Annotated in this window: 12 protein-coding genes; 7 read left to right on the forward strand and 5 right to left on the reverse strand. The window is 58.2% G+C overall.

What is annotated here, in order from left to right; all coding sequences use genetic code 11:
• Positions 1–38: 38 nt before the first annotated feature.
• Positions 39–761 (forward strand): purine-nucleoside phosphorylase, encoded by a 723-nt coding sequence (gene deoD, locus ACWYRJ_RS10535; RefSeq protein WP_032643987.1) that lies wholly within the window; start codon positions 39–41, stop codon positions 759–761.
• A 61-nt stretch (positions 762–822) separates the two neighbouring features.
• Here the strand turns inward: deoD and lplA are convergent, their stop codons facing one another.
• Together lplA and ACWYRJ_RS10545 are read right to left on the reverse strand one after the other, a co-directional pair.
• Entirely contained in the window at positions 823–1,839 is a 1,017-nt protein-coding gene (gene lplA / locus ACWYRJ_RS10540; protein WP_455507846.1) for a lipoate--protein ligase LplA, read from the reverse strand.
• A gap of 39 nt (positions 1,840–1,878) precedes the next feature.
• Entirely contained in the window at positions 1,879–2,523 is a 645-nt protein-coding gene (locus tag ACWYRJ_RS10545; protein ID WP_032643995.1) for a YtjB family periplasmic protein, read from the reverse strand.
• Between the two features lie 117 nt (positions 2,524–2,640).
• Between ACWYRJ_RS10545 and serB the strand changes: the two genes are divergently transcribed.
• The 3 genes from serB to nadR are packed head-to-tail and all read left to right on the forward strand — an operon-like array spanning position 2,641 to position 6,274.
• A complete protein-coding gene (gene serB, locus ACWYRJ_RS10550) occupies positions 2,641–3,609 on the forward strand; it encodes a phosphoserine phosphatase (RefSeq protein ID WP_136195634.1) in 969 nt (322 codons plus the stop codon).
• An 11-nt stretch (positions 3,610–3,620) separates the two neighbouring features.
• Positions 3,621–5,006 carry a DNA repair protein RadA gene (radA, locus tag ACWYRJ_RS10555; RefSeq protein WP_014068810.1) on the forward strand — a complete coding sequence of 462 codons (1,386 nt, stop codon included), beginning with the start codon at positions 3,621–3,623 and terminating at the stop codon, positions 5,004–5,006.
• 35 nt (positions 5,007–5,041) lie between these two features.
• Positions 5,042–6,274, forward strand: a complete 1,233-nt coding sequence (nadR, locus tag ACWYRJ_RS10560) for a multifunctional transcriptional regulator/nicotinamide-nucleotide adenylyltransferase/ribosylnicotinamide kinase NadR (RefSeq protein ID WP_006810194.1) — start codon at positions 5,042–5,044, stop codon at positions 6,272–6,274.
• Positions 6,275–6,328: 54 nt separating this feature from the next.
• Here nadR and ACWYRJ_RS10565 read toward each other — a convergent pair whose 3' ends face one another.
• Positions 6,329–7,330: a zinc-binding alcohol dehydrogenase family protein gene (locus tag ACWYRJ_RS10565; protein WP_455507847.1), complete on the reverse strand. Its 1,002-nt coding sequence runs from the start codon at positions 7,328–7,330 to the stop codon at positions 6,329–6,331.
• Between the two features lie 108 nt (positions 7,331–7,438).
• Here ACWYRJ_RS10565 and ACWYRJ_RS10570 point away from each other — a divergent pair, with 108 nt between their 5' ends.
• Complete coding sequence (locus tag ACWYRJ_RS10570; protein ID WP_115876484.1) at positions 7,439–8,338, forward strand: LysR family transcriptional regulator; 900 nt, start codon at positions 7,439–7,441, stop codon at positions 8,336–8,338.
• A 93-nt stretch (positions 8,339–8,431) separates the two neighbouring features.
• Here the strand turns inward: ACWYRJ_RS10570 and ettA are convergent, their stop codons facing one another.
• On the reverse strand, positions 8,432–10,099 hold the full coding sequence (ettA, locus tag ACWYRJ_RS10575; protein ID WP_003856515.1) for an energy-dependent translational throttle protein EttA: 1,668 nt from the start codon (positions 10,097–10,099) through the stop codon (positions 8,432–8,434).
• 227 nt (positions 10,100–10,326) lie between these two features.
• Between ettA and sltY the strand changes: the two genes are divergently transcribed.
• Both sltY and trpR read left to right on the forward strand, forming a co-directional pair.
• Positions 10,327–12,264 carry a murein transglycosylase gene (gene sltY / locus ACWYRJ_RS10580; RefSeq protein WP_455507848.1) on the forward strand — a complete coding sequence of 646 codons (1,938 nt, stop codon included), beginning with the start codon at positions 10,327–10,329 and terminating at the stop codon, positions 12,262–12,264.
• A 55-nt stretch (positions 12,265–12,319) separates the two neighbouring features.
• The gene (trpR, locus tag ACWYRJ_RS10585) at positions 12,320–12,646 is read left to right on the forward strand and encodes a trp operon repressor (RefSeq protein WP_126501107.1); all 327 of its coding nucleotides are present in this window, start codon (positions 12,320–12,322) and stop codon (positions 12,644–12,646) included.
• Here trpR and yjjX read toward each other — a convergent pair.
• On the reverse strand, positions 12,643–13,158 hold the full coding sequence (yjjX, locus tag ACWYRJ_RS10590) for an inosine/xanthosine triphosphatase (protein ID WP_048961786.1): 516 nt from the start codon (positions 13,156–13,158) through the stop codon (positions 12,643–12,645). The two genes, trpR and yjjX, sit on opposite strands and share 4 nt — an antisense overlap.
• Between the last annotated feature and the right edge of the window lie 9 nt (positions 13,159–13,167).

The raw sequence follows: 13,167 nt of genomic DNA on the forward strand, positions 1-13,167 counted from the left end.
GAGGGTGAAAAGAATAAACAATGTTAAAGGAACTGAAGATGGCAACTCCTCACATTAATGCAGAAATGGGTGATTTCGCTGACGTCGTATTGATGCCGGGCGACCCGCTGCGCGCGAAGCACATTGCAGAAACCTTCCTGGAAGACGTGCGTGAAGTGAACAACGTTCGCGGCATGCTGGGCTTCACCGGTACCTATAAAGGCCGCAAAATTTCCGTTATGGGCCACGGTATGGGTATCCCATCCTGCTCTATCTACACTAAAGAGCTGATCACCGATTTCGGCGTGAAGAAAATTATCCGCGTTGGCTCCTGTGGCGCGGTGCGCATGGACGTTAAGCTGCGCGACATCGTTATCGGTATGGGTGCCTGCACCGATTCCAAAGTTAACCGTATGCGTTTCAAAGACCATGACTTCGCAGCGATTGCTGACTTCGGCATGGTGCGCGATGCGGTTGACGCAGCCAAAGCGCTGGGCGTTGAAGCGCGCGTGGGTAACATCTTCTCTGCGGACCTGTTCTATGCACCGGACGGCGGCGAGATGTTCGACGTGATGGAGAAATACGGCATTCTGGGCGTGGAAATGGAAGCGGCGGGTATCTACGGCGTCGCGGCTGAGTTTGGTGCGAAAGCGCTGACCATCTGTACCGTGTCTGACCACATCCGTACCCACGAGCAGACCACCGCTGCCGAGCGTCAGACTACCTTCAACGACATGATCAAAATCGCGCTGGAATCCGTTCTGCTGGGCGATAAAGCGTAATTCAGTCTCTTCCCTCCCTCTCCCTGTGGGAGAGGGCTGGGGGGGGGGCACCAGACCGCACCTAGCGCACGGCCTGCGCAATCCATGCTGACAAATCCCTTAACTCTTTCTCCTGCTCAGGGAAATCCCCAATCAACGCGTCGCATTCCTGCTGCAGCATATCCGCCCTGTACAAACAGCCCTGCAAACGTGCCGCCAGCGCCTCTAATGGTGCCGGATTGAGACTATCGGTAAAGACCTGCGTACGGGTAATGTGGCCCTTCTCCACGTCAAAGTGCAATTCCACGCCGCCCCAGGTAAAACGCTCGTCCAGCAGATGGGAAAACGCAGGAGCCTGACCGAAGTTCCACTCCCAGCTGCTCTGGCGGGCGAAGGTTTCGGCGAAGTTGGGCAGATCCGGGGTTTTGTCTGGGGAGATCACTTCTGCTTCCACGCGCTCGCCGTAATGTTCAAAGAACGCTTCACGAATCGCGTCGCAAATCTGCTCGTGCGTAATCCCCGGCAGCAGCTCCACCAGATTCGCCACGCGGCCGCGCACGGAAGTAATCCCTTTGGCCTGGAGCTTTTTCTTGTCAGGGTTCAGGTAGTTAGCCAGACGGCTGAGATCGGCATTCAGCAACAGGGTGCCGTGGTGGAACCCGCGATCCATCGTTTCGCGGTAGGCGGAGCCGGACACCTTGCGATCCCCGTCGGGGGTTTTCACCACCAGATCGTTACGTCCGGAGGCTTCAGCCGTCACGCCGAGTGAATTCAGCGCATTGAGGACAATCGAAGTTGAGATGGTTTTGTCGTATTCCGGTTTTCCCGCCATAAAGGTAAAGCAGGTATTGCCCAGATCGTGAAAGACCGCGCCACCGCCGCTGCTCCGGCGCGCGAGGCGGACGTTATCCTCTTCCATACGCCGCGTATTACACTCTTTCCACGGGTTTTGTGCGCGGCCAATGACCACCGTATCGGCGTTACGCCAGAGAAACAGTACGCGCTGGGTGGCAGGCATCTGGCGGAAAATGCACTCTTCTACCGCGAGATTAAACCAAGGATCGTAAGAGTCAGAGATAAGCAGGCGTAACGTCGTCATGGCAAAGTTCCTTTTCCGAATCGTTCACCTACTTTATCACTATTCTTTCTTCTCGCTCTCTTCGTCTTCGGGAACGGATCTGCTGGCGGTCAGCAGGAACGGGGATTGCTGCCATCGCGAGCGCTTGCCGCGAAGCAGGGTGCGCGCCAGCACAACGCCGATGGCGAGTGAAAGCAGCAGCATCAGGCGCAGAATATTGGTGGTATTATCGACCTGTTTGGCTTCAGTAGGCAGGGTGTGGGTATCGAGGGTCAGGCGCAGATAGCCCAGCGGGCCATTCTTCCCCTGAATAGGTTCGACAATCTGCTGGTTAAAGTAGCCCCCGGCTTTTTTCCCGTCCAGCGCCAGCCTGTCGCGCACGTCGACGTGCTCGCCCGCGCGGGCAATCAGGTTGCCTTGCTCATCATAGACGCCAGCATCAAGAATGCGGCTGTTCTCCGTGAGCAGGCGTAAAACCTGGCCTATTCGCTTATCGTCCGGCGTTTCGGTTCGCATGGACGGTGCGACGTTGAGCGTCACCTGGCGTGCCAGCGTGCGGGCCAGCTCCTCAAACTGCGGGTTGCGTTGCCGTTGATGATTCTGGCTAAACCACGATGCCCCCTGCATCAGCACCACTAAGAGTGCGAGACAGGAAAGGACAATCACGGCGCGATGGAGCCGGAATTTCAGTTTTGCGCGAGCCATATTCCACCTGCTGAAAATTTACGGCTTAATGTTGCCAGAAGTGATGGTTACAGGGTAGCCTCATGCGTTATTTTCCCTCTGCAACCTTCCGGCGCGAACGAAATTACAGGAGCTTTAATGCCGAACATTACCTGGTGTGACCTGCCAACGGATGTCTCTTTATGGCCAGGATTGCCGCTCTCTTTAAGTGGCGATGAGGTGATGCCTCTGGATTACCATGCCGGTCGTAGCGGCTGGCTGCTGTATGGACGCGGTCTGGATAAGCAACGCCTGACCCAGTATCAAACCAAACTTGGGGCCGCGATGGTCATCGTCGCCGCCTGGTGCGTGGAAGACTACCAGGTCATTCGCCTGGCGGGTTCCCTGACGCAGCGCGCCACGCGCCTGGCGCATGACGCCGGGCTGGACGTCGCGCCGCTGGGCAAAATTCCGCACCTGAAAACCCCGGGCCTGCTGGTGATGGACATGGACTCAACCGCCATTCAGATCGAGTGTATTGACGAGATTGCGAAGCTGGCGGGCAGCGGCGAGCTGGTGGCGGAAGTCACCGAGCGTGCGATGCGCGGCGAGCTGGACTTCACCGCCAGCCTGCGCCAGCGCGTGGCGACCCTGAAAGGGGCCGATGCCAACATTCTGCGTCAGGTGCGCGACGTACTGCCGCTGATGCCTGGGCTGACGCAGCTGGTGCTGAAGCTGCAGTCCCTCGGCTGGAAGGTGGCGATCGCCTCAGGTGGCTTCACCTTCTTCGCGGATTACCTGCGGGAAAAACTGCATCTGACCACCGTGGTGGCCAACGAGCTGGAGATCATGGACGGCAAGCTGACCGGCCAGGTGATCGGCGATATTGTTGATGCCCAGTACAAAGCCAATACGCTGACGCGTCTGGCGGAAAAATATGAAATTCCGGTTATCCAGACCGTCGCTATCGGGGACGGCGCGAACGATCTGCCGATGATCAAAGCGGCCGGCCTGGGCATTGCCTACCACGCCAAGCCAAAAGTGAATGAAAAGACGGAAGTCACTATCCGTCACGCTGACCTGATGGGGGTGTTCTGCATTCTCTCCGGCAGCCTTAATCAGAAATAAAGAGGTAAACCGTGGCGAAAGCTCCAAAACGCGCATTTGTCTGTAATGAATGTGGTGCGGATTATCCGCGCTGGCAGGGGCAATGCAGCGCCTGTCATGCCTGGAACACCATCACCGAAGTGCGTGGTGTGGCGGCTTCGCCGAGCGTGGCGCGCAATGAACGCCTGAGCGGATATGCGGGCAATGCGGGCGTGGCGAAGGTGCAAAAACTTTCGGACATCAGCCTCGAAGAACTGCCGCGCTTCTCCACCGGGTTCAAAGAGTTTGACCGCGTGCTCGGCGGCGGCGTGGTGCCGGGGAGCGCCATATTGATCGGCGGTAACCCGGGCGCGGGTAAATCGACCCTGCTGCTGCAAACGCTCTGTAAGCTCGCCGAACAGATGAAAACACTGTACGTCACGGGGGAAGAGTCTCTTCAGCAGGTGGCAATGCGCGCGCACCGTCTGGGCCTGCCGACCGGCAATCTGAACATGCTCTCCGAAACCAGCATCGAGCAGATCTGCATGATCGCCGAAGAAGAGCAGCCGAAGCTGATGGTGATCGACTCCATCCAGGTGATGCACATGGCGGACATTCAGTCCTCGCCGGGCAGCGTGGCGCAGGTGCGTGAAACGGCGGCCTACCTGACGCGCTTTGCCAAAACGCGCGGCGTGGCGATTGTGATGGTCGGCCACGTGACCAAAGACGGCTCGCTGGCGGGACCGAAGGTGCTTGAACACTGTATCGACTGCTCCGTCATGCTCGACGGCGACGCGGACTCCCGTTTCCGTACTCTGCGCAGCCATAAAAACCGCTTTGGGGCGGTGAACGAACTGGGCGTGTTTGCCATGACCGAGCAGGGGCTGCGCGAAGTCAGCAACCCGTCTGCGATCTTCCTGAGCCGGGGAGATGAGATCACCTCCGGAAGTTCAGTGATGGTGCTGTGGGAAGGCACGCGCCCGCTGCTCGTCGAAATTCAGGCGCTGGTGGACGTGTCGATGATGGGCAACCCGCGGCGCGTGGCGGTCGGTCTGGAACAGAACCGTCTGGCGATCCTGCTGGCGGTGCTGCACCGTCACGGTGGGCTGCAGATGGCGGATCAGGACGTTTTCGTTAACGTGGTGGGTGGCGTGAAAGTCACTGAGACCAGCGCAGACCTGGCGCTGCTGCTGGCGATGGTCTCCAGCCTGCGTGACAGGCCGCTGCCGCAGGATCTGGTGGTCTTCGGCGAAGTGGGCCTTGCCGGGGAAATCCGTCCGGTTCCCAGCGGCCAGGAGCGTATCTCCGAGGCGGCAAAACACGGTTTCCGCCGGGCTATCGTTCCCGCTGCTAACGTGCCGAAAAAAATCCCGGAAGGGATGCAGGTTTTCGGCGTGAAGAAACTCGCAGATGCGTTAAATGTCTTTGACGACTTATAATTACGTATTCGATTTTGCAGGAGGCACCGTAATTTATGTCATCATTTGACTACATCAAGACCGCTATCCGCCAGAAGGGCTGCACGCTGCAGCAGGTGGCGGACGCCAGCGGCATGACCAAGGGCTACCTGAGCCAGCTGCTGAACGCCAAAATCAAAAGCCCCAGTGCGCAGAAGCTGGAAGCGCTGCACCGCTTTCTGGGGCTGGAATTCCCGCGTATGCAAAAGAACATCGGCGTGGTGTTCGGCAAGTTTTACCCGCTGCATACCGGGCATATCTATCTGATCCAGCGAGCCTGTAGCCAGGTTGACGAGCTGCACATCATCATGGGCTACGATGAAACCCGCGATCGCCAGCTGTTTGAGGACAGCGCCATGTCGCAGCAGCCGACCGTGCCGGACCGCCTGCGCTGGCTGCTTCAGACCTTCAAGTACCAGAAAAACATTCGCATTCATGCCTTTAACGAAGAGGGCATGGAGCCGTATCCGCACGGCTGGGACGTGTGGAGCAACGGCATCAAAGCGTTTATGGAAGAGAAGGGCATTGCGCCTAACTGGATCTACACCTCTGAAGAGTCCGATGCGCCGCAGTTCCGCGAGCATCTGGGCATCGAGACGGTGCTGATCGATCCGAAACGCACCTTCATGAACATCAGCGGAGCGCAGATCCGCGAAAACCCGTTCCGCTACTGGGATTACATCCCGACCGAGGTGAAGCCGTTCTTTGTGCGCACCGTCGCGATCCTGGGCGGCGAGTCGAGCGGCAAATCAACGCTGGTCAACAAGCTGGCGAATATCTTCAATACCACCAGCGCATGGGAGTACGGCCGCGATTATGTCTTCTCGCACCTGGGCGGCGACGAGATGGCGCTGCAGTATTCCGACTATGACAAAATCGCGCTCGGCCACGCTCAGTACATTGATTTCGCAGTGAAATATGCCAACAAGGTGGCGTTTATCGATACCGATTTCGTCACCACTCAGGCGTTCTGTAAAAAATACGAAGGGCGCGAGCACCCGTTCGTGCAGGCGCTGATTGACGAATATCGCTTTGACCTGGTGATCCTGCTAGAAAACAACACCCCGTGGGTGGCCGACGGCATGCGCAGCCTCGGCAGTTCCGTGGACAGGCGTGAATTCCAGTCCATGCTGGTGGAGATGCTCAACGAAAACAACGTTGAGTTTGTGCACGTGGAAGAGTCGGATTATGACTCCCGCTTCCTGCGCTGCGTCGAGCTGGTGAAGGAGATGATGGGGGAGCAGGGGTAAGCGTTAACCTCCCTCTCCCCGTGGGAGAGGGCCGGGGTGAGGGCATCAGGCCACTCAATACTCAACCACCACTTTTCCGCGCATATGCCCGTCCAGCACCTTACGGTGCGCCTCGGTAATGCTCTCCACGCTCAGACCGTGCAGCGTTTCACTCAGTGAGCTTTCCACCACGCCATTATCTACCAGCTTCGCCACCTCATTGAGGATCTCACCCTGACGCGCCATATCCGCGGTCTGGAACATGCTGCGGGTGTACATAAATTCCCAGTGCAGGGCGGCGGATTTGGATTTCAGCTTGTCCTGATTCAGCGGACGTTCATTCTCGACGATGGAACAGATATGCCCCTGTGGGGCAATCAGTTCGCTGACCGCATCCCAGTGCCCGTCGGTGTCGTTGAGGATGAAAATGTAATCCACAAATTTGAGCCCGTGTTTCGCCAGTTCGCCTTTCAGATCGCGGTAGTTCACCACCACATCTGCACCGCGTTCGCGGCACCACCGGGCGGAATCTTCGCGGGACGCGGTTGCGACGATCTTCACCTTGCTGTTGTGCTTCGCAAACGGGATCGCCAGCGATCCCACCCCGCCCGCGCCGCCAATGATCAGCAGGGTTTTGTCCGCGCCGGCATCCTGAATGTTCAGTCGTTCAAACAGGCCTTCCCACGCGGTGAGTGCGGTCAACGGCAGTGCAGCGGCAGCCGCCCAGCCGAGGCTTGCAGGCTTGCGCCCGACAATGCGCGCATCAATCAGCTGATGCGTGGTGTTGCTGCCCGGGCGGGTGATGTCGCCCGCGTACCACACTTCATCTCCCGGTTTGAATCCGGTGACGCCCGCCCCAACGGCTTTGACGATCCCGCTTGCATCCCACCCGAGAATGCGCGGCTCGTTCAGTCCGTTTTTGGCAATGCCCGCATGGACTTTGGTATCGACCGGGTTAACGGAGACGGCTTTCACCTCCACCAGCAGATCGTGCTCGCCGGGATGCGGCATCGGCGGGGTGATTTCAATGAACGAGGCGGGATTTTCTGGGTTAACGGCAATCGCTTTAACTGACATGGTGTGCTCCTCAATGGCATGCGTTTTGTTGAGGCTAGTCTATTAAGTGGCCAGCTGCATGATAAGATGGACAATCAAGAACTCAGCGTTCGTACAGGATGAACAATCATGTTTAAACAGCTGCAGGATATGGCGCTTTTTGCGCTGGTGGCGGAGATGGGCAGCTTTACCGCGGCAGCCCAGAAAGCAGAACTACCTAAATCCAGCGTCAGCCAGCGAATTAGCCAGCTGGAGCAGCAGGTGGGTATCCGCCTGCTGAACCGCACCACCCGCAGGCTGAACCTGACGTTTGCGGGCGAGCACTATCTGGTGCACTGCCGCGAAATGCTGGCGGCCAGCGAGCGGGCGGAGTATGCCATTCAGCGCCTGCGCGAAAACCCGAGCGGGCGGCTGCGCATCACCTGTCCGGCTGGGATTGGCGCGACGCTGCTGGCGCATATGAATGCCGAGTTCCAGCTTCGCTATCCTGAGGTTTCGCTGGACGTGTCGATCTCTGATGATGTGGTGGATCTGGTCGAGTCCGGCTTTGACGTGGCGCTGCGTACCGGCAAGCCGCAGGACTCCTCCCTGATTGGCCGAATGATCGGGCACTGTCCGCGCTACATGCTGGCCTCGCCGGACTATCTGGCGCGCCGGGCGCCGCTAACGCATCCCCGTCAGCTGGTGGAGCACCGCAGCATTACGCACAGAGCCTGGTCGGAGTGGCTTCTGCGAAGCGAGAATGAGGATTACCGCTACCTGCCGGATAACGCGCACATGACCGATAATCTGGTGTACGCCCGCGAGTGCGCGATGGCCGGGGCGGGGATCACGCTGCTTCCTGCATTTCTGCTGGGAGATAAGGTTGAAAAGGGCGCGCTGGTGCAGGTACTGCCGGAGTGGAACGTTGAAGGCAACGACCTCTGGCTGGCCTATCCGAGCCGCAAGCTGAATTCGCCCGCGCTGATGAGCTATATCGAGTTTGCGATGCAGTTTGACGAGGTGAAGCGGTATTACGTGGGCAAATAAAAAAGCCGGGTGGCGGCTTCGCCTTACCCGGCCTACAAACAGCGCAGAACCGTAGGCCGGGTAAGCGTGAGCGCCACCCGGCTTTTTGGGCACTTACTTAGCAATACGCTTGTACTTAATACGCTTCGGCTCCAGCGCGTCGGCGCCCAGCGTGCGTTTCTTGTACTCTTCGTATTCGGTGAAGTTACCTTCGAAGAACTCCACCTTACCTTCGTCCTGGTAGTCCAGAATGTGGGTCGCGATACGGTCGAGGAACCAGCGGTCGTGCGAGATAACCATCGCGCAGCCCGGGAACTCCAGCAGGGCGTTTTCCAGCGCGCGCAGGGTTTCGATATCCAGGTCGTTTGTTGGTTCATCGAGCAGCAGTACGTTACCGCCCACCTGCAGCAGCTTCGCCAGGTGCAGACGACCGCGCTCACCGCCGGACAGCTCGCCCACGCGTTTGCCCTGATCGGTGCCTTTGAAGTTAAAGCGACCAACGTAGGCGCGGCTTGGCATCTCGGTGTTGCCGATGCGCATAATATCCAGACCGCCGGACACTTCTTCCCACACGGTTTTGCTGTTGTCCATCGCGTCACGGAACTGGTCAACGGAGGCCAGCTTCACGGTCTCACCCAGGGTGATAGAGCCGCTGTCAGGCTGTTCCTGACCGGACATCATGCGGAACAGAGTCGATTTACCCGCGCCGTTCGGACCGATGATGCCCACGATAGCGCCTTTCGGTACGGAGAAGGTCAGGTCGTCGATCAGCACGCGGTCGCCGTAAGACTTACGCAGGTTGGTCACTTCAACCACTTTATCCCCCAGACGTGCTCCAGGTGGAATAAACAGTTCGTTGGTTTCGTTACGTTTCTGGTATTCGGTGTTGTTCAGCTCTTCGAAGCGTGCCAGACGGGCTTTGCCCTTAGACTGACGGCCTTTCGCGCCCTGACGAACCCACTCCAGCTCTTTCTCGATAGACTTACGACGCGCCGCTTCCTGAGAAGCTTCCTGAGCCAGACGCTGATCTTTTTGCTCCAGCCAGGAGGAGTAGTTGCCTTCCCACGGAATACCTTCACCGCGGTCCAGCTCCAGGATCCAGCCAGCGACGTTGTCGAGGAAGTAACGGTCGTGGGTAATCGCCACAACGGTGCCTTCGAAGTCGTGCAGGAAGCGCTCCAGCCACGCCACGGATTCTGCATCCAGGTGGTTAGTCGGTTCGTCGAGCAGCAGCATGTCTGGTTTTTCCAGCAGCAGGCGGCACAGCGCCACGCGACGGCGTTCACCACCGGAGAGGTTCGCGATTTTCGCATCCCAGTCCGGCAGACGCAGGGCATCCGCCGCGCGCTCCAGCTGCACGTTCAGGTTGTGACCGTCGTGCGCCTGGATAATCTCTTCATACTTGCCCTGCTGTGCAGCCAGCTTGTCGAAGTCCGCATCCGGCTCGGCGTATTTGGCATACACTTCATCGAGACCTTTCAGGGCGTTAACCACTTCGGATACCGCTTCTTCAACGGATTCGCGCACGGTGTGTTCCGGGTTCAGCTGAGGTTCCTGCGGCAGGTAGCCAATCTTGATGCCAGGCTGCGGACGGGCTTCACCTTCGATGTCTGTATCAATGCCGGCCATGATGCGCAGCAGGGTGGACTTACCGGCACCGTTGAGACCCAGAACACCGATTTTTGCGCCCGGGAAGAAGCTCAGCGAGATATTTTTAAGAATATGACGTTTCGGCGGGACAACTTTACCGACACGATGCATGGTATAAACGAATTGAGCCACGTTGGACTTCGCCTCTTTTATCGTAATGAGAAGGAATTTCAGCCTCGAAGTGTAGCCTTTTTCACGTCCTAATCCCAGCCAGGAACGTCGGGAGTGTTAAAACGCGCAAGAAAGGTAAAAAAGTGTCCATGACGTGGCGCGTTGAAGGATGCCTGGTTAGCATAAGTTAATTAGACTTTGACGTGGCAAGACGCTGCAATTGACGAAAAAACAATGAGGAAGAGCTTGTGGAAAAAGCCAAACGGGTGGTCTGGCGTCTGCTGGCTGCCAGCGTATGCGTAATGGCGGTAAGCCAGGCGGTGCATGCCGATTCACTGGATGAACAACGCAACCGCTACGCCCAGATTAAACAGGCGTGGGACAACAAGCAGATGGATACCGTGCAGGCGCTGATGCCGACGCTAAAGGATTATCCGCTGTATCCGTATCTGGAGTATCGTCAAATTACGGACGATCTCATAAATCAGCCCACCGTTACCGTGAATAACTTCATTCAGGCGAACCCGACCCTGCCGCCAGCCCGGAATCTTCAGTCTCGTTTTGTGAATGAGCTGGCGCGACGCGAAGACTGGCGCGGACTGCTGGCGTTTAGCCCTGAAAAGCCGAATACCACCGAAGCGCAGTGTAACTATTACTACGCGAAATGGGCGACCGGCCAGCAGGAAGAGGCCTGGGCCGGGGCGAAAGAGCTCTGGCTGACCGGGAAAAACCAGCCGAACGCCTGTGATTCCCTGTTCGGCGCGTGGCGCGCATCCGGCAAGCAGGATCCGCTGTCCTATCTTGAGCGCATCCGTCTGGCGATGAAAGCCGGCAACACGCGTCTGGTGACCACGCTGGCGGGGCAGATGCCGTCCGATTACCAGACGATCTCCACCGCGGTTATCTCGCTGGCTAACGATCCTAACAGCGTGCTGACCTTTGCCCGCAGTACGGGCGCGACCGATTTTACCCGCCAGATGGCGGCGGTGGCCTTTGCCAGCGTGGCGCGTGACGATGTGGAAAACGCGCGGCTGATGATCCCGCAGCTGGTGCAGGCGCAGCAGCTTAATGAGGAACAAACCCAGGAGCTGCGCGATATCGTGGCGTGGCGACTGATGGGCACGGATGTGACCGATGAACAGGCGCGCTGGCGTGACGATGCCATTATGGGTTCGAACTCCACGTCTCTGGTGGAACGTCGCGTGCGCATGGCGCTGGGTATGGGAGATCGCCGTGGGCTGAATACTTGGCTTGCGCGGTTGCCTATGGAGGCCAAAGAGAAGGACGAATGGCGCTACTGGCAGGCCGATCTGCTGATGGAGCGCGGTCGTGATGACGAGGCCAAAGAAATTCTCCATACGCTGATGCAGCAGCGCGGGTTCTACCCGATGGCAGCCGCGCAGCGCCTGGGCGAGGAGTACACCTTCCGCATTGATAAAGCGCCCGCTAACGCGAACCCGGCGCTGACGCAGGGGCCAGAAATGGCGCGCGTGCGCGAGCTGATGTACTGGAATATGGATAATACCGCGCGCAGCGAGTGGGCGAATCTGGTGACCAGCCGCAGCACCGACGAGAAAGCCCAGCTTGCCCGCTATGCTTTTGATAACCACTGGTGGGATCTGAGCGTGCAGGCGACGATCGCCGGTAAGCTTTGGGATCATCTCGAAGAGCGTTTCCCGCTGGCTTACAAGGATCTGTTCGATCGCTACACCAGCGGCAAAGATATCCCGCAAAGCTACGCGATGGCAATTGCCCGTCAGGAGAGCGCATGGAACCCGAAAGTCCGTTCCCCGGTGGGCGCCAGCGGCCTGATGCAGATTATGCCGGGCACGGCGACGCACACGGTGAAGATGTTTAATATTCCTGGCTACAGCAGCCCGTCACAGCTCCTGGATCCGGATACCAATATCAACATCGGTACCAGCTACCTGCAGTACGTGTATCAGCAGTTCGGCAATAACCGCATCTTCGCGTCGGCGGCGTATAACGCGGGGCCGGGTCGCGTGCGTACCTGGCTCGGCAACAGCGCCGGACGCATTGACGCCGTGGCGTTTGTCGAGAGCATCCCGTTCTCGGAAACGCGCGGCTATGTGAAGAACGTGCTGGCCTATGACGCCTACTATCGCTACTTCATGGGGCAGAAAGATACCCTGATGAGTGATGTCGAGTGGCAGAGACGTTACTGATCGGCGCGGGTTGTGTTATGCTGTACTCGCTAAAGAGTACAAGAGGCAGCATAACATGACCCAGCATTCCCCGTATTCCTCGGCAATCGCCGAACAACGTCATCAGGAGTGGCTTCGTTTTGTGGAGCTGCTTCGCCAGTCTTACGAACAGGATTTGCATTTACCCCTTATGCAGCTGATGCTCACGCCGGACGAGCGCGAGGCGCTGGGCACGCGCGTGCGGATCATCGAAGAGTTGCTGCGCGGTGAGATGAGCCAGCGCGAACTGAAAAATGAGCTCGGCGCGGGCATCGCAACGATTACCCGCGGATCGAACAGCCTGAAGTCGGCGCCCGTTGAGCTGCGCCAGTGGCTGGAAGCGGTGCTATTGAAAAACGCTTAGCGATAAATCGCGTTATGGAACGGGCTTAACGCCAGGATCACCGCCTGATGATAAACGCCTGAACGCGTCAGCGCGCCTGCGGTAAAGACGCCAATCGCCCCTTCTTTACGGCCAATCTCATCAATGCCGGTGTACTGCGACATCACCGGCCCGAGCGCTTCACCCGCGCGGACTTTTTCCAGAATAATCTCCGGCAGCGGCAGGGTGGCTGAACGCGCTTCACCGCGCTGTTCACGGCTTTCGATCACCACCCAGCTAAAGGTTGCGCCTTCGTCGATACCGGCTTCAATTGCCACCCAAAAGTCCGCATCCGGTGCCGCAGCCCTGGCATTTGCTACGCGGTTTCGTGCTCCAGCGCGCGTTTCCTCGCTGCCAAACGGCTGTTCAGGAACGCCACTCTCGACGCCGATGGCTTCAATATGGCAGGATCCTGCGCCGAAGATCTCTTCAAATGCCCTTAGAATTGCCTGAATTTTGGCAGGATTAGTGGTAGCAGAGACAACATGGTGCATAATTAAGCT

It is taken from the genome of Enterobacter sp. (assembly GCF_977039595.1).

Excerpts from the sequence above, each read along its gene's own strand:
- deoD (WP_032643987.1), top strand. The coding sequence starts at position 39 with ATGGCAACTCCTCACATTAATGCAGAAATGGGTGATTTCGCTGACGTC.
- lplA (WP_455507846.1), bottom strand. The coding sequence starts at position 1,839 with ATGACGACGTTACGCCTGCTTATCTCTGACTCTTACGATCCTTGGTTT.
- ACWYRJ_RS10545 (WP_032643995.1), bottom strand. The coding sequence starts at position 2,523 with ATGGCTCGCGCAAAACTGAAATTCCGGCTCCATCGCGCCGTGATTGTC.
- serB (WP_136195634.1), top strand. The coding sequence starts at position 2,641 with ATGCCGAACATTACCTGGTGTGACCTGCCAACGGATGTCTCTTTATGG.
- nadR (WP_006810194.1), top strand. The coding sequence starts at position 5,042 with ATGTCATCATTTGACTACATCAAGACCGCTATCCGCCAGAAGGGCTGC.
- ACWYRJ_RS10565 (WP_455507847.1), bottom strand. The coding sequence starts at position 7,330 with ATGTCAGTTAAAGCGATTGCCGTTAACCCAGAAAATCCCGCCTCGTTC.
- ACWYRJ_RS10570 (WP_115876484.1), top strand. The coding sequence starts at position 7,439 with ATGTTTAAACAGCTGCAGGATATGGCGCTTTTTGCGCTGGTGGCGGAG.
- trpR (WP_126501107.1), top strand. The coding sequence starts at position 12,320 with ATGACCCAGCATTCCCCGTATTCCTCGGCAATCGCCGAACAACGTCAT.
- yjjX (WP_048961786.1), bottom strand. The coding sequence starts at position 13,158 with ATGCACCATGTTGTCTCTGCTACCACTAATCCTGCCAAAATTCAGGCA.